This window comes from Gallaecimonas zhanjiangensis, assembly GCF_057624825.1.
Genome location: NZ_CM172603.1, coordinates 3984812 through 3999461 on the forward strand (window position 1 = coordinate 3984812; position 14650 = coordinate 3999461).

Sequence of the window (14650 nt, forward strand, 5' to 3'; positions counted from 1 at the left end):
ATTTCATCATTAGTGAGCTGTGATGCGCCGCCTCCCTCCCCTCAATGCCCTGCGTGCCTTCGAGGCATCTGCCAGAAATGCCAGCTTTGTTGCGGCTTCTGAGGAACTTCACGTCACTGCCTCTGCGGTCAGCCACCAGATAAAAACCCTTGAGGAATATTTAGGAGTCTCGCTGTTCAGCCGGAGTAAACGTAAAGTGGAACTCACCCCGGCCGGCGAGCAGTACCTGACCGGCATCAAACACGCCCTGGACGAGATAGAAGTGGCCACCCAACGGCTCACCGCCAACCAAGAGGCCAACGTGGTGCAAATAAGCGTGGCGCCCAATTTCCTGACCCGCTGGCTGATGCCACGCATGGGCCGGTTTCAGGAGCTGTACCCGGACGTGGAGCTGCAAATCAACGCCTCTATGGGTTTGATTGACTTCAACCGCGCCAGCACCGACATGGCGGTGTACTTCGGTAACGGCGAGTGGGACGACATCGAAGTGCATTTCTTACGTAAGGTGATGCTGGTGCCGGTGTGCAGCCCCCGTTTACTGGCCGGGCGCATGCCGCTGGAAAAACCAGAAGACCTGCGCCACCAGACCCTTATCTACGTCAGTAAACGTAAATACGAGTGGGAAAACTGGCTGCACCAGGCCGGGGTGGGGCATCTCAAACCCAAGGGCAGCATGCAGATCTCCAGCGGCCAGCTGGCCACCGCTGCCGCCCAGGAAAGCCTGGGGGTAGCCCTGGCCGACAGCACCCTGACCTCGCGGGAAATTGCCTCAGGCCGGCTGGTAGTGCCCTTTGATATTCAACTGGATACCCACAAGGCGTTTTATCTGGTGTACCGCAAGAACCGGCCCCTGACCGCCGGCATGAAGGCCTTTAAAGAATGGCTGATGGCCGAGATGCAAGACCCCGACAGCGCCGAGCAAAACTGACACACAGGTAGGATCTCGGCCACCACCGCCGGATAAAAGACAACTTCGCTAACCCTGCTTTTACTTTATTCAGCGTTGCCTTAACGTGAGCCATTGCTGCAACAATCCTCAATAGTCATGCTGCCAGACTCACCTGCGGAGACAATGTCGATGAACAATGGCGAGGCAAGGTTGTTAGTCGCTCCCCCCGATCCCGTTTTGCTAACCGCGCTGCTTGAGGCCGTGCCCCAGGCAACGGCTTGTATCAGCCCAAATGGCCAGCTCCATTGTGCCAACAGCGCTTTTTTGCGGTTGTTGGGCCACAAGGCGCCGCTGAATCACGACAACATCAACACCCTGCTCGACAGTCTCACGGCCCAGCGCTGGCAAAAGCTGGTGGCCCAGGCCCAGCACTGCGGCACCCTTTGCAGCCAGGAGCAAAAGCACGATGGCCGCCACTTCGCCCTGGCCCTGCGCCGCATCGACCAATGGCATGGCCAGTTTTTGTCACTGAGCCTAAAGGAGCTGGACAACCCCATAGCCCAGTACCAGATTCAGCAGCTGCAAAACGAGATTTTGCGCTCGGTGGCCGAGGGCAACCCCCTGCATCGCACCATGGACATTCTCTGCCGCCGGGTAGAGGCGCTAGCCCCAGAAGCGATTTGCAGCGTGATGCTGGTAGACGAAAACGGCCTACTGCAACCCTGCGCCGCCCCCAGCCTCAATAGCAGCTACTACGACCATTTTATTGACCTGCCCATCGGGCCTGGCTCTGGCTCCTCCGGCACGGCTGCCTGGCGCAAAACCACCGTCGAGGTGCAAGACATCGCCTCAGACCCGCTGTGGGACAACTACCGCCACCTTGCCCTGCCCCTGGGCTTGGTGGCGTGCTGGGCCTGCCCGGTCAGCCTGAAAAACGGCAAGGTGGTGGGCACCTTTTCCCTTTATTTTCGCGACAAACGCGGCCCCAGCGCCTTTCACCGGCAGATGGTGGAAAGCTGCCTGAATGTCAGCGCCCTGGCCATTGAACACAACCGGGTGCAGCGCCAGCTTGAGAACCTTATCTTCTTTGACCCCCTCACAGGCCTGCCCAATCGCACCTTGCTGCGCGACCGTATCGACCAGGAGCTTGGCGCCTGCCAGCGCAGCCATTCTCACCTGGCCGCTATTCATATCGATCTCGACAACTTCAAGGCGGTGAACGAATCCCTGGGCCAGCAAATAGGCGACCAGTTGCTGCAAGCCCTGGCCGCCAGGATGCAGCAATGCCTGCCACCACGCAGCACCCTGGCCCGGCTGGGCGGCGACGAGTTTATGCTGCTGGTTCCCGATTGTGACCAGCACCAAGCCCGCGCCCTTGCCGAGCAGCTGCAACATTGCATCCACCAACCGGTGGCCATTGATGAGCGCGAGCTGGTGATCTGTGCCGGTATCGGCATCAGCCTGGCCCCAGAAGATGCCAGCACCGTCGATAACCTGCTGCGCAGTAGCGAAAGCGCCTTGTTGCAAGCCAAGCAGCAAGGGCTGGGCGGGTTGTCGTTTTACCGCTCCACCATGAACCAGGCCGCCATTCGCCGCCATCACCATCTTGAGGCCCTGCGCCGCGCCTTAAATGGCCAAAGCCTCAAGGTGCATTACCAGCCGCAAATCGACTTCGGCGGCAAGCGCCTGGCAGGGCTGGAAGTGCTGGCCCGCTGCCAGGACCCAGAGTTGGGTTTTATTCCGCCGGATGTCTTTATTCCCCTGGCCGAAGAGAGTGGCCTGATTGGCCAGTTGGACCAACTGGTGATGGAGCAGGCCTTGGCGCAGCTGGCCCTTTGGCGCAACCAGGGCTTTGCCATTCCGCTGGTGGCGGTGAACCTGTCGGCGGTGGATTTTCGCCAGCCAGGGCTCTTGGAGCGCATTAAAAAGTCCCTGGCCGCTCACCGGCTGGACGGTTGCAGCCTGACTCTTGAGATCACCGAGAGCCTGCTTATCGAGTCCAACGAAGATATCCTTGCCACCATGACCGCCCTTCGCCAACTGGGCATTGGCCTGTCTATCGACGACTTCGGCACCGGTTATTCCAGCCTGAGTTATTTAAAGCGCTTCCCGGTTACCGAGCTGAAGATGGACCGCAGCTTTATCCGCGATATCGACACCGACCCCAACGACAAAAACCTCACTGCGGCGGTTATCCAGTTGGCCGGTAACTTTCATCTCAAAGTGGTGGCCGAAGGGGTGGAGAACCAGGCCCAGTGCGACATTGTCACCGGCCTTGGCTGCGACCTCATCCAGGGCTACCACTTTGCCCGGCCCATGGCGGCGGCCGATCTCGAAAGCTGGATGACAGGCCAGGGCGCCGCTTTTGTCAGCCGCCACTAAGGGCATTGGCGCTATCGGCATTTTCCATCAAAGGGCACCGGCAAAGGCTGCTAGCATAGGGCCTCTTTTGCCGGGGCACGCCTTATGACCCACCTTCACGCCTACATTGCCGCCATCAATGCCGCTCCCAGTGCGCAGCAAATAGCAAAGCGCGAGCTTACCGATCACAGATTTGAGGAAGCGGGCATCGAGGTAACCGCCCAAACCGGCGTTTACACCTTTGCCAACGGTGTGGTGGTGCAGCGCGAGTTTGAACTGGAGCAAAGCGAGCCAGACCCCAGCCAAAGCTGCCAGGAATGCTGGATTGGCTACAAGGTGCTGAGCCTGCCTGAGGGCCTTGAGGTGCAGCCGCGCAGCAAGGCCTTTGCCAACAAATGCCAGGAGCTGTTCTGGATGCGCATGACCGCCCGCGACCAAGCCGCCAGCGCATAAAAAAGGCCCCTTTCGGGGCCTTTTTTAGTGTTGCTCGGTGGCGTCGGCGTTGTTGGTCAAGTGGCCTGCCACATCCGGCGAGTCCGGCTTGCCCGGCAGGGCGCTGCGGGTTTGCTCGTTGATGTTGAAGATATTGGAGGCCGCCGCCAGGTCTTTGTCGCTCTTGAGGCTGGCAATCACTTCGCGGTCGCCCAGGAAGCCTTTAAGGTCTTTGAGCAGGGCCTGTAAGGTGCCCTCGTCCTTGTGCATTTCCAGCACATGGCGGGGGAACTCCAAGTTACGGCCCCCCACACCGGCGAAGGTGGAGCTGACCAGCCTTGAGACGATCACCCAAGGGGTCATGGACGAGCGCACCAGGGTGTTCTCGGAGCGGGTGGAGTCGTAAATACCGGCGCCGGTAGAGATGCGCGACTCGGTAAAGGTGCCTTCGCACTTGAAGTACACCAGGGTCGACTCAAACTGCATCTCGCCCCAGAACAGGTGGCAATGATTCACCAGCAGCCGCGCTACCACCAGCGCGATGATAGATGCGGTTAAGTAAGGCAGCACTCCACCGATAGCGCCCAGCAGCGCCACCATGTCATGAATGCGGTGGGCCTTGAGCTGGCCCAGCACCTCGGCCGCACCGGTAAAGGTGAAGTAAAACAGCAGCGCCGAGACCCCATACGCCAGTTGGCCCACAGCGGTACCAACCAGGCGCAGTTTCTTTTGCAAACCAGACACCGGCATCGGCTTATAGGCCGGCTGGGTTTCCTGGATCATCTTGCCTTTAAAAGCGCCCTTGCCTTCGGATTGCTCGTTAAGCTCCGGCTCCAGGTCGCGGTAGACCCGGTTGGGGATCTCCAGATAACGGCGGTTGGCCATCACCATGGAATCGATGTTGATGAAAATCTCGTTGGGGTGCACCGACTCTTGCCAGTTGCCCCGGTACTCCGACACCTCGGTAACCGGGTTGGCGCGGCCAGCGCGAACGCTAAGCAGGGTAACCAGCAGCGCGGTGGCCGCCACCAGCAGCACGCTGGTCACCAGCAGCCACAGCCCCGGCATGATGGCCGCGGCAATGACATCGATGCTGTTTAAAAAGCCCGCCAAGCCGCGAGACACGCCGTGAGTGGTGGCGTAGCTGTAGAGATACCCCAGCAGCACCGGCGCCAAAATGGCCAGCGCCAGCACCTTGGCCAGGCTGCCGGTACCGGCGGCATCAACCCTTGAGCCCAGGCGGCGGGTAACCGCTGCGCCAGCTTTAAACCACACCACCAACAGGTAGATGAGCAGCACCGCGCTTAGCACTGGCATCATGGCGCTGGCGCCCTGGCCGCCAAGGCCGGTGGCCGAGGTAAACCAGGCCAGCACAAAGCACAGCAGCGCCACCAGGGTTTTGGTCACGGCGGTAGAGAGCATCAACGCCGTGTTGCGAAGGGCATAGGGGAGGAAGGTCAGGCGCGGGAAGATGCTGTGCACCAGGCGCGCTATCCAACCACGGGGCTCGATAAAGGTGAGGTTCTTGCGGCCCATCAGCATTTGTTCGAGCAGGCCGGAGTCGTAAGCCACAAAGGGTTGTTCCAGGTGGCTGGTGGAGCGCTCTGATTCGCTGACGTTGGCAGCCAGCGAGGTCGGCACGCCGCGCCCCACGTAAAAGCGCATCATCTGGAAGATACCAGCGCCGGTGGCTTTAAGGCCGCCGCCGAGCAGGATAAAGCCGACAATGGCCATCATCCAGCCGCTGACAGGGTCGTTCTTGACCAAACCTGCCACCTGCATCAGGGCACCGGCCCCCAACAGGCTAACCACCACACCGCGAAGGGTGCGCAGCGCCCCTTCCACTTTGAACGGGTTGGGGATCCCTAAATCCACCGAGCCATGTTCAAACGACATCCGTTCCTCTCCCTGTCTGTAGGCAAATACACTTGTAAAAATTGAGTGAAAGCTTACCACCGGACTTTGCAAAGTCTTCAGTGTTTTCAGCCGCTTTGGCGGCTTTTTCTGCCCTTTTGGCGCGCCGGGAAGCCCTTCCCCTGCCAAAGAGCAGGCCCTTGCCGTTAGCTGGTACAAAATACCGCCAAAAAGGAGCCACCATGGGGCCGCCAGCCGAAATTGCCATCACTGTTTACAGCCTGGGGCTGCTGGGCTGGTATGGGCTTTGGCACGCCCTGGTGGGTTACCCGCTGCTGGCCAAGCTCAAGTACCTGCGCATTCCCTTTTGGGGTGCCCAGTTTGTGTTTGTGGCCAACGTGGTGCTGGGCTATTACACGCCAGAAATAGACTACCAGACCGAACTGGCCCTCTACCCCTATGTGGAAGCCAACGCCACCACCGTGGCCAGCATGAGCCTGGCCATCGCGGTGTTCTGGGTTTTTGTCAGTAAGGACAAGCCCTTGGAAGAAGCGGGCTCGCTGGTGAAGATTTTTCTGTGGCTATTGCTGTGGTCGTTTTTGATCTCGGTGATGGGCGCCCTGCCCCTTTATTGGGTGCCGCCGGGAGGCTACTGGCTGATGACCCTTCGCCACCTCAAATGCCTGCCCTTTTTCTACTCGCTGTTTTTGCTGTCCAGCGCCCTTATCGTGTTCATGTATGAGCTGCGCTACCGGCGCACCCATCTCCATGAGCTTTCGCCCATCGCCTTTAGCAAGGACGTGGAAGACTGGCCGCCCAAGATGCGGCCCTGGCATGCGCTGCGCCGGCGACGCCAGGAGCATTAAAGACGCTGGCAAGCAAAGTGCAGGCCGCTTGCTGGTTCTAAAAAGGCCAGCGGCGCATCGGCCTGGGGGATGAGCCGAAAGCGGGGGCCGGGCTGGTTGTCGGCAAAGCGGCGGCTGGGGGTGTCAGGCCAGAGCTGGTAGGTGTCGGTCTGTACCTTTTCGGTAACCTGGGTTTGCAGGTAGCCAAAGGCCGGGCCATGGCGCTGCAACAGGCCACGGGAGCGCTGGCCAACAATAAGGTAAGGGTCGTTTTGCAGGCCTTGGGTGAACCAGCGTTGGGTCCAGTCCAGGGTGTAGCGGCCTTGGGGGTCGATGCGTTGCAATAGCAGCACCTGGGTGCCGCTGCTGCCCCCCATGCGCTCGGCCTGGCAGCGCCAGTCGCCTTGCAGGGGGTTGGCGGCGGCCAGAAAAGGCAGCAGGGCCAAAAGCGGCAGTGTGTTCATCACCCATCCTCGGTACAGACCGAGGTTTTAGTATTGGGCAACCTGGCTGTCCTGCCAGGGGAAATATTGCCGCCGTTTAAGGCCGCGACAAGCTCAGTCGTCGCGGGTCAGCACTTCCAAGAGCTCGATTTCAAACAACAGGTTGGAGCCGGGCTTGATATAGGGGCCGACTTGCCGCTCGCCGTAGGCCAGCTCTGCCGGTACCCACAAGCGGCGCTTGCCCCCCACCTTCATGCCCATCAGACCGATGTCCCAGCCTTTAATAACCCTGCCGGTGCCAATCACGCACTGAAAAGGTCGGCCCTTGGCATAGCTGGAGTCAAACTCGGTGCCGTCTTCCAAGGTGCCCCGGTATTGGGTGGTGATAAGGGCGCCTTTGACCGCCGCTTTACCCTCGCCCACCAGGATGTCTTCAATCTTCAGTTCGCTGCTCATAATGCTGCCCTTATTGGGAAAGGCTCGATTTTATGAAAGAGTAGGCAGCTCGCAACCTTTTCACGCGGACTCCTGATGGACGACATCTTTTTTCGTTACCTGCATTTCATCGGCATTATGGCGCTGATGGCCACCTTGGTGGCCGAGCACCTGTTGCTGGCACCTACCATGACCCCGGCCGAGCTAAAGCGCCTGGCCCGTATCGACGCCATTTTTGGCATCAGCGCGCTGCTGGTGCTGGCCGCTGGCCTCACCCTGTGGTTTGGGGTCGGCAAACCGGCCGCCTTTTACAGCCACAACTGGGTGTTCCACCTCAAAATCACACTCTTTGTGCTGGCCGCCTTGCTGTCGATTTACCCCACCCTCTTCTACCTCAAGCACCGCAACAGCAGCGCCGAGACCGTTGCCGTGCCCAAGGTGGTGGTGATGCTCATTCGCACCGAGTTGCTGCTGTTGCTGGTGATCCCGCTGCTGGCAGTGTTGATGGCCAAAGGCATCGGCCTTTCCTGACCATGGCCAAGCATATCGGCATTGTCGCCATCAGCGCCGAAGGCGCCGCCCTTTGCTATCGCACCTTGGTCAGCGAAGCGCAGCCCTTGATGGGCGAGCACGCTCACCCGGAGATCTCCCTGCACTCTTTTTCCATGGCCAAACACATGGCGGCCCTTGAACGGGCCGACTGGCAGGGCGTTAGCGAGCTGGTGCAGGCCTCGGCCGAGAAGTTGGTGGCCATGGGCGCCGAGCTGCTGATCTGCCCCGACAACACCGTACACCCGGCGGTAGAGCAGGTGCGGGCGCAAAGCCCGGTGCCCTGGCTGCACATCGCCGAGGTGGTGGCCGCAGAGGCAGCGGCCCTTGGCTACCGGCACTTGGGCCTATTGGGAACCGGCTTTTTAATGGCTGGCCCCGTCTACCCCAAGGCCCTGGCCGCCAAGGGCATCGAGATGACGCTTCCCACCCCAGAGCAGCGCCTGGAGATAGACAAACGCATCTTTGAAGAGCTGGTGAAGGGCCACTTTAGCGAGGCCACCCGCCGCTACTTTCAGGGGGTGATTGCCAGCCTTGCCCAAAGGGGCTGCGACGCCGTGGTGCTGGGCTGCACCGAGATCCCGCTTTTAATCAGCCAAGCCGAAGCCTGCCTGCCGGTGCTGGACTCCACCCGCCTTCTGGCCCGCGCCGCCCTAGCCGCCGCCACTGGCGGCCAACAGCCCGATTGAGGGTATTTTTGCGCCCGGCTTGGCAAAAGCGATTGCCGGGCCTTTTTAAGTGGTGACAAGCCATAAGCCAACAGCTTAAATAACAAAAAACTAACAAAGCTTGCTTGCCATGAACGCCCCTGAAATCGTCTTTGTCTTGATGCTCAGCGTCAGCACCATGCTGGGCATTATCTTTTTGCTGTCCTGGCGGACCATAGAGCGGCGCACCTACTGCATGGTGTGGTCCATTTTGTTTTGGGTGTCGGTACTCAATGTGCTGCTCAACGCCTTTCACACCAGCTTTGGCCACCGTGACCTCTACTGGATAGTGGTCAACGCCACTTCCCTGGTGATGCAGGCACTGTCGTTGGCGGGCTTTCGGCTAAGAGCCGGCAAGATCGGCTTTCCCACCAGCCTGGTGGCAGCGCTGGCAGCGGTCGAGCTGGTATTGGTGTGGTTTACCCTGATCCAGCCCCATGTGGGGCTGAAAATGGTGCTGATCCCCTGCTCAGGGGCGGTGATTGGCCTTTGCTGCGCCTATCAACTGCTGACCCCCAAGCACAAGGTGCGGCCGGTGGAAAAGGCCCTGGCGCTGATGTTCGTGATTTACGCCATCGCCCAGGCCGCCAGTGGCCTGGTGGCCTTGAGCCAGGGCCGGGAGCTGGTGCCGGATATCCTTGAGGTGTATCGGCTTATTAACTTCTTGGCCATGCCCGCCGCCTTTACCGGCCTGGGGCTGTTTACGGTGCTGCTGCTGGCCGACGATCTCGCCGAACGGATGCGGGCCCTGGCCACCACCGACAGCCTCACCGGACTCCTAAACCGCCGCGGCTTTGAAGAGGCGGCCAACCGCCGCCTGGCCCTGCCTCTCGGCACGCCGCTGTTTGCAGTGATGGCAGACATCGACCACTTCAAAACCATCAACGACCAATACGGCCACGGGGTAGGAGATTTGGCCCTGAAATCCTTCGCCCGCCAGCTTAATCGCAACGCCCGCAGCACCGACATTCTGGGCCGCTTTGGCGGGGAAGAATTTGCCCTGCTGCTGGAAGCGGCAAGCGCCGAGCAGGCCCTTGAGATAGTCGAACGGCTGCGCCAGAAAGTCGAAGCCCATGTCATCAAAACCCCCAGGGGGCCCATCAGGCTGACGGTGAGCTTCGGCCTTACCAGCGTTGCCAGCCCCCAGACCCTCTCGGCGGTGCTGCGCCAGGCCGACGCCGCCCTTTACCAGGCCAAGAGCCAGGGCCGAAACCAGACCCAGGCCTTCGACGCCCTGGCGCAATCGGCGTGATCACAGACAGCCGTTTTTAGACCAGCGGCAGGCAAGTACACCAGCCTTGGCCAGGCAGTTTTCCTGGCGGCACAGCGCCGCCCCCAAGGTCCAGCTGCGGTCTTTGACCTTGGCGGTAGCCGGCACTCCCAGTTTTTCCAGCAGCAGCGGCAGGTAAGCAGCCCGAAAACAGGCCGTTTCGGGCTGGTAGCACTGGCCAGTACCCTGGCAACAGCGCGCCACTTGGTCAGCCTCCAGGTATTTAAAAGCGCCGGTCAAATACCACTTGTCCACATCGGCTTTGGCCACCGGCACCTGCCGCTCGGTGCCTTTAATGCCGCCTTGGTAGTTAGCGGGGTCGCGAATGGCCGGGCCCTCGGTAAGCAGCAACTGGGCCTGGCACTGGGAAAGGCGCCATTGGGGGTTACCCTTACCGGCGCCGAAGCGGCAAGGGTCAGGCAGGCCAAGATAGCCGGGCGCCAGATCCTGGCCCAGCCCCAGGAAGGAATAGCTGTAAAAATGCACCGCTTTGCCGCCAATCATCACCTGGTGCAGGGCATCGTCATCAACGCTGCAGGCCGGGCAGGGAAAGGCCACCTGGCTGGAGGCGCCGCCCATTTCCACTATGCCAAAATCGCTGCGCTGGCGTTTTTGATAGCGGGCCAGCCAAGCATAAAGCCCTTCTTCAAAGCCGCTCAGGGTGCGGGCCTCAACCTGCACCTTGGGGCCGACGGCCAGTTGCAGCTGCTGGCGCACCGCCAGCCACAGGGTTTGACTGAGCCCCGGCGCTTCTTGCTCGGCAAGGCGCATCCCGGCGGTAGCCAGCACCGACACCGCCTGCAACCGGCAGCGCTCACGCCAGTCAAAACCGCGCCAGCGGGGTTTGCCGCCCTCGCCTGCCGGGCCGTCGTGGCGAAAGTCCTCCAGCGCCTTGGCCAGTGCCATGGCGGTGGCCGGAATATCTTCGGCGGTTTTACCGCGAATACCCCGCACCGGGTCGGCCAGGGCCGCGATTTTCGGGCCGCGCTGGCTTACCAATTGCCCGCCCTTTTGCTGAAAAAGAAAGAGCCGGGTGCCGCTGGAGCCGGCATCAAACATCAGCTGGCAGGCAGGCTTTGCCAGCAGCGGCGAGGCCATCAAAGACAGCAGCAGGAACAACAACGGGCGCAAAGGCATAAAAACCTTAAAACTAAAGGGCTTATATTGGTGGCGAGTATAAAAAATCCGTTCCCCAAACGCCTGATTTTTGTTCTGATGATGGGCCGACCCATTGGATCTTTGCCATGGACAGCCCGTTTTCACTGCCGCGCCTCAAGACCTTCCCGCTGCTGGTGTGGATAACCCTCTGGGGCACCTTTGTCAGCAGGGGCACCTTCTTTATGGTCTGGCCCTTCCTGGCGGTACTGCTGCACCAGGATTTTGGCCTCAACCCGCTGCAAATCGGCCTTATCCTCAGCCTGGCGGCGGTGGCCGGCAGCATACTTGGCTTTTATGTCAGCGCCCTGTCCGACCGCTTTGGCCGCAAAGCGGTGCTGTATTGCGCCGGCCTTTTAAACGCCCTGGCCTTTGGGGTGCTGGCTGGCGCCCACAGCATCACCGGCTATGTGCTGGGTATCATGCTCACGTCCGTTGGCCGGGCCACCTTTGAACCTGCCGCCCAGGCGCTGATGGGCGACCAACTGCCCGATGCCAAATCCCGAGAGCTGGCCCTGCAGCTGCGCTACTTTCTTATCAACCTGGGGGGCGCCCTGGGGCCCCTGCTGGGGGTCTGGGCGGGGCTGACCGCCCAGCAGTCCACCTTTTATCTCACCAGTGCCAGCTATGTGCTGTTGGTGGCGCTGCTGGCCTGGGCCTTTGGCCGGGGTTATCGCCGGGAAGACACCAGCCTCGCCCGCCAGGGGTTCGGCCAGACCCTCTATCTGCTGCGCCAGGACCACAGCTTTTTGCTGCTGATCCTGGCCAATATCCTGCTGATGTTCGTGTTTGCCCATATCGACTCCTCGCTCATTCAATACCTGACCCAGGCCCAGGTGCCGAAGCTGATAGAGCTTATTTCGATGCTCATTCTGGTGAACGCGGTAACGGTGATGGTGCTGCAGTTTCCGCTCCTTAAAATCATGGCGCGGATGCCTGTGGCCAAGCGCATGCAGATTGGCCTGGTGCTGATGGGCGCCGCCCAGCTCTGGTATGCCTTTAACCCCATGAGCGCCTACTGGGGCTGGATTGGCGCGACCTTGGTGCTGAGCCTGGGGGAAGTGATCCTCTTTCCCAACATCAACGTGCAAATCGACTCCATGGCGCCGCCAAGGCTGCGCGGCGCCTACTTCGGGGCCGGTAACCTCTTTTCCATCGGCTGGTCGATGGCACCGTTGGTGGGGGGCTGGATGCTCGAGCATTACTCCGGCCGGGCCTTGTATCTCGCCATGGCCGCCTGCACCCTGCTGGTAATGGTGCTCTACGTGCTGGCCGGCCGCCTGCCAAGGCCCAAATGGCTGGAAGCAGAGCTGGCCCAAAACAAGGGTTGAGCCCTCTCAGCCCTTGGCGTTGGGCGGCTGGGGCAGGTACTGCTCCCATTCGGGGTGGTCGCCAAAGCGCTGGCTAAGAAAATCGATAAAGCCGCGCACCCTGGGCGAGAGGTGGCGGGTTTGCGGGTAAAGGGCGTAGATCCCCATCTGGTACCAGCGATATTCGGTCAGTAGCGGCACCAGCAGCCCCTGGCGCATCGCCTGGAAGGTGATAAAGCTGGGCTCGCACAATACCCCCAGCCCGGCGATGGCGGCGTGGCGCAAGGCGTCGCCATTGCTAGCCCTTAGCCTTATCGGCACCTTGACGCTACAGCGCTGGCCGCTTTTGTCGAAGTACAACCACTGGCCGGGGGCCTTGAGGTTGGCGTAGCAAAGCCCCTGGTGATGGGCGAGATCTTCCGGGGTTTGTGGCCGCCCAAAACGCTGCAGATAATCGGGGGAAGCGGCCACCACATGGCTGACCGGCGCCAGCTTGCGGGCGATATAGCTCGAATCCCCCAGCTCGCCGATACGAATGGCCACGTCTATCCCCTCTGCCACCAAGTCCACCCGCCTGTCGTTCATATCCAAATCCACCAGCACCTTGGGGTGCAGGTGCATAAACTCAGTAATGGCCGGCACCAGGTGAGACACCCCAAAGCTCCAGGGCGCGGCGATGCGCAGCCGCCCGCTCAGCTCGCTGGCTCGACTGGAAAGGCCGCGTTCCGCTTCGTCGAGGTCATCAAGGATTTGCACGCAGCGCTCAAAGTAGGCCCGGCCGTCTTCGGTCAGGGTCATGCTGCGGGTGGTGCGGTGCAGTAACTGGGTGCCCAGCCGCGCCTCCAATTCTTTTAAGCGCCGGCTCACTGCCGAATTGGCGAGGTTGAGGCGGTTGGCGGCCTGGGTGGCGCTGCCAGCCCTCACCAGTTCGACAAAGATGCGGATCTGTTCCAGCTGACTCATGGGATTTTTCTGACTTCCAGAAAGATGATTTGAATTTTAGGCTGTTTTTCCTTCTGTGGTTAAGGAATAGCCTGAGTGCGTCCTAATGAACTCCCTTACCGAGGAAATACTGGTGAACACTCTGACAGCGAAAAAAGCCCTGGTCCTGGGTGGTAGCCGTGGCATCGGCGCCGCCATCGTCAACCGCCTGAGCGCCGAAGGCGCCGACCTCACCTTTACCTACGCCGGCTCGGCGCAAGCCGCCAAAGCCCTGGCAGACAGCACCGCCAGCCAGGCTGTGCAGGTAGACAGCAGCGAACGCGACCAACTCACCGCCTTTATCGAGAGCCAAGGCCCCCTGGATATTCTGGTGATCAACGCCGGCACGCTGCTGATGGGCGACCCCCTGACCCTGGCCGCCGACGACGTAGACCGCATGATAGACATCAACGTCCGGGCCCCCTACCACGCCGCCGTGGCTGCCGCCCGGCAGATGAAAGACGGCGGGCGCATCATCGTTATCGGCTCGGTAAACGGCGACCGCATGCCCATGGCCGGTGCCAGCGCTTACGCCCTCACCAAATCGGCCCTGCAAGGCATGGTGCGCGGCCTGGCCCGTGACCTTGGCGAGCGCGGCATTACCGTCAATAACGTCCAGCCCGGCCCGGTGGACACCGACATGAACCCGGCCGAAGGCCCCTTCAGCGAGCTGATGCATTCCTTCATGGCCATCAAACGCCACGGCAAGCCCGAGGAAATCGCCGCCCTGGTGGCCTTCTTGGCCGGGCCGGAAGCCGGTTACATCACCGGCTCCCAACACACCATCGACGGCGGCTTTGGCGCCTGAAAAACCATAAAAAAGCCCCGCTTGAGCGGGGCTTTTTGTTGGCACTTAGATCCCAAGCAGGTTGTCGAGGGTGGCAGTAATGCGCGGGTCGTCCGGGGTGATGTCGGGGCGAAAACGCCCCACCACCTGGCCGTGGCTATCAATCAGAAACTTCTCGAAATTCCACATGATCTGCCGGGCGTCGTGAGGCAGCAGGCCCATCTCGGTGAGCCGGGTTTTGAGCTGGCTGTCGACATTGCCGGTGGCCTGGGGCTGCTCGGCAATCATGGCGGCAAAGAGCGGGTGAATGTCATCGCCCTGCACCGATACCTTGGCGGCCATGGGGAAAGTCACCCCGTACTGGCCGGTGCAGAACTGGGCTATCTCTTCCTCGCTGCCAGGCTCCTGGCCAAGAAAGTTGTTGGCGGGAAAGCCGATAATCTCAAAGCCCTTGTCGCGGTAGCTGGCATAGAGCTGTTGCAAGCCCTGGTACTGGGGGGTGAGGCCGCATTTGGAGGCCACATTGACCACCAGCAGCACCTTGCCGGCAAAGTCCTTGAGGGTTGCTGCCTTGCCGTCAATCAGGGTAAAGGGAATAGCGGTGAGTGCAGTCATGGTGGTCTCCTTGGGGG

General features: G+C 60.9%; 15 protein-coding genes. 9 read left to right on the forward strand and 6 right to left on the reverse strand.

The window, feature by feature from the left end:
- The first annotated feature begins 22 nt into the window (after positions 1 to 22).
- From gcvA to AC22G1_RS18800, 3 genes are all read left to right on the forward strand, one after another.
- Entirely contained in the window at positions 23 to 928 is a 906-nt protein-coding gene (gcvA, locus tag AC22G1_RS18790) for a transcriptional regulator GcvA (protein ID WP_487314705.1), read from the forward strand.
- 144 nt (positions 929 to 1072) lie between these two features.
- A complete protein-coding gene (locus AC22G1_RS18795) occupies positions 1073 to 3271 on the forward strand; it encodes a bifunctional diguanylate cyclase/phosphodiesterase (RefSeq protein WP_487314706.1) in 2199 nt (732 codons plus the stop codon).
- Between the two features lie 84 nt (positions 3272 to 3355).
- Positions 3356 to 3703: a hypothetical protein gene (locus AC22G1_RS18800; RefSeq protein WP_487314707.1), complete on the forward strand. Its 348-nt coding sequence runs from the start codon at positions 3356 to 3358 to the stop codon at positions 3701 to 3703.
- 24 nt (positions 3704 to 3727) lie between these two features.
- Here the strand turns inward: AC22G1_RS18800 and AC22G1_RS18805 are convergent, their stop codons facing one another.
- Positions 3728 to 5578: a hypothetical protein gene (locus AC22G1_RS18805; RefSeq protein ID WP_487314708.1), complete on the reverse strand. Its 1851-nt coding sequence runs from the start codon at positions 5576 to 5578 to the stop codon at positions 3728 to 3730.
- Between the two features lie 200 nt (positions 5579 to 5778).
- Between AC22G1_RS18805 and AC22G1_RS18810 the strand changes: the two genes are divergently transcribed.
- Positions 5779 to 6402, forward strand: coding sequence for a hypothetical protein (locus AC22G1_RS18810; protein WP_123421963.1), 624 nt, complete (start codon positions 5779 to 5781; stop codon positions 6400 to 6402).
- Here AC22G1_RS18810 and AC22G1_RS18815 read toward each other — a convergent pair.
- Both AC22G1_RS18815 and AC22G1_RS18820 read right to left on the reverse strand, forming a co-directional pair.
- The gene (locus AC22G1_RS18815; RefSeq protein ID WP_487314709.1) at positions 6399 to 6845 is read right to left on the reverse strand and encodes a hypothetical protein; all 447 of its coding nucleotides are present in this window, start codon (positions 6843 to 6845) and stop codon (positions 6399 to 6401) included. The two genes, AC22G1_RS18810 and AC22G1_RS18815, sit on opposite strands and share 4 nt — an antisense overlap.
- Positions 6846 to 6938: 93 nt before the next feature.
- Positions 6939 to 7280, reverse strand: coding sequence for an FKBP-type peptidyl-prolyl cis-trans isomerase (locus AC22G1_RS18820; RefSeq protein WP_487314710.1), 342 nt, complete (start codon positions 7278 to 7280; stop codon positions 6939 to 6941).
- 75 nt (positions 7281 to 7355) lie between these two features.
- On the opposite strand from AC22G1_RS18820, the gene AC22G1_RS18825 reads away from it, so the two are divergent.
- From AC22G1_RS18825 to AC22G1_RS18835, 3 genes are all read left to right on the forward strand, one after another.
- A complete protein-coding gene (locus AC22G1_RS18825) occupies positions 7356 to 7790 on the forward strand; it encodes a DUF2214 family protein (RefSeq protein WP_487314711.1) in 435 nt (144 codons plus the stop codon).
- 2 nt (positions 7791 to 7792) lie between these two features.
- Positions 7793 to 8497, forward strand: coding sequence for an aspartate/glutamate racemase family protein (locus AC22G1_RS18830; RefSeq protein ID WP_487314712.1), 705 nt, complete (start codon positions 7793 to 7795; stop codon positions 8495 to 8497).
- Between the two features lie 109 nt (positions 8498 to 8606).
- Positions 8607 to 9767 (forward strand): GGDEF domain-containing protein, encoded by a 1161-nt coding sequence (locus tag AC22G1_RS18835; protein ID WP_487314713.1) that lies wholly within the window; start codon positions 8607 to 8609, stop codon positions 9765 to 9767.
- Here the strand turns inward: AC22G1_RS18835 and AC22G1_RS18840 are convergent, their stop codons facing one another.
- Entirely contained in the window at positions 9768 to 10922 is a 1155-nt protein-coding gene (locus AC22G1_RS18840) for a hypothetical protein (RefSeq protein WP_487314714.1), read from the reverse strand.
- Between the two features lie 107 nt (positions 10923 to 11029).
- Between AC22G1_RS18840 and AC22G1_RS18845 the strand changes: the two genes are divergently transcribed.
- A complete protein-coding gene (locus tag AC22G1_RS18845; RefSeq protein ID WP_487314715.1) occupies positions 11030 to 12271 on the forward strand; it encodes an MFS transporter in 1242 nt (413 codons plus the stop codon).
- Between the two features lie 6 nt (positions 12272 to 12277).
- On the opposite strand, the gene AC22G1_RS18850 is transcribed toward AC22G1_RS18845, so the two are convergent.
- Positions 12278 to 13213, reverse strand: coding sequence for a LysR family transcriptional regulator (locus AC22G1_RS18850; RefSeq protein WP_487314716.1), 936 nt, complete (start codon positions 13211 to 13213; stop codon positions 12278 to 12280).
- A gap of 85 nt (positions 13214 to 13298) precedes the next feature.
- Between AC22G1_RS18850 and bdcA the strand changes: the two genes are divergently transcribed.
- Positions 13299 to 14039, forward strand: a complete 741-nt coding sequence (bdcA, locus tag AC22G1_RS18855; protein WP_487314717.1) for an SDR family oxidoreductase — start codon at positions 13299 to 13301, stop codon at positions 14037 to 14039.
- A 45-nt stretch (positions 14040 to 14084) separates the two neighbouring features.
- On the opposite strand, the gene AC22G1_RS18860 is transcribed toward bdcA, so the two are convergent.
- Positions 14085 to 14633: a glutathione peroxidase gene (locus tag AC22G1_RS18860; RefSeq protein ID WP_487314718.1), complete on the reverse strand. Its 549-nt coding sequence runs from the start codon at positions 14631 to 14633 to the stop codon at positions 14085 to 14087.
- Positions 14634 to 14650: the final 17 nt, after the last annotated feature.

Excerpts from the sequence above, each read along its gene's own strand:
- AC22G1_RS18840 (WP_487314714.1), bottom strand. The coding sequence starts at position 10,922 with ATGCCTTTGCGCCCGTTGTTGTTCCTGCTGCTGTCTTTGATGGCCTCG.
- AC22G1_RS18795 (WP_487314706.1), top strand. The coding sequence starts at position 1,073 with ATGTCGATGAACAATGGCGAGGCAAGGTTGTTAGTCGCTCCCCCCGAT.
- gcvA (WP_487314705.1), top strand. The coding sequence starts at position 23 with ATGCGCCGCCTCCCTCCCCTCAATGCCCTGCGTGCCTTCGAGGCATCT.
- AC22G1_RS18815 (WP_487314709.1), bottom strand. The coding sequence starts at position 6,845 with ATGAACACACTGCCGCTTTTGGCCCTGCTGCCTTTTCTGGCCGCCGCC.
- AC22G1_RS18825 (WP_487314711.1), top strand. The coding sequence starts at position 7,356 with ATGGACGACATCTTTTTTCGTTACCTGCATTTCATCGGCATTATGGCG.
- AC22G1_RS18830 (WP_487314712.1), top strand. The coding sequence starts at position 7,793 with ATGGCCAAGCATATCGGCATTGTCGCCATCAGCGCCGAAGGCGCCGCC.
- AC22G1_RS18860 (WP_487314718.1), bottom strand. The coding sequence starts at position 14,633 with ATGACTGCACTCACCGCTATTCCCTTTACCCTGATTGACGGCAAGGCA.
- AC22G1_RS18800 (WP_487314707.1), top strand. The coding sequence starts at position 3,356 with ATGACCCACCTTCACGCCTACATTGCCGCCATCAATGCCGCTCCCAGT.
- AC22G1_RS18845 (WP_487314715.1), top strand. The coding sequence starts at position 11,030 with ATGGACAGCCCGTTTTCACTGCCGCGCCTCAAGACCTTCCCGCTGCTG.
- AC22G1_RS18820 (WP_487314710.1), bottom strand. The coding sequence starts at position 7,280 with ATGAGCAGCGAACTGAAGATTGAAGACATCCTGGTGGGCGAGGGTAAA.
- AC22G1_RS18835 (WP_487314713.1), top strand. The coding sequence starts at position 8,607 with ATGAACGCCCCTGAAATCGTCTTTGTCTTGATGCTCAGCGTCAGCACC.
- AC22G1_RS18850 (WP_487314716.1), bottom strand. The coding sequence starts at position 13,213 with ATGAGTCAGCTGGAACAGATCCGCATCTTTGTCGAACTGGTGAGGGCT.
- bdcA (WP_487314717.1), top strand. The coding sequence starts at position 13,299 with ATGAACTCCCTTACCGAGGAAATACTGGTGAACACTCTGACAGCGAAA.
- AC22G1_RS18810 (WP_123421963.1), top strand. The coding sequence starts at position 5,779 with ATGGGGCCGCCAGCCGAAATTGCCATCACTGTTTACAGCCTGGGGCTG.
- AC22G1_RS18805 (WP_487314708.1), bottom strand. The coding sequence starts at position 5,578 with ATGTCGTTTGAACATGGCTCGGTGGATTTAGGGATCCCCAACCCGTTC.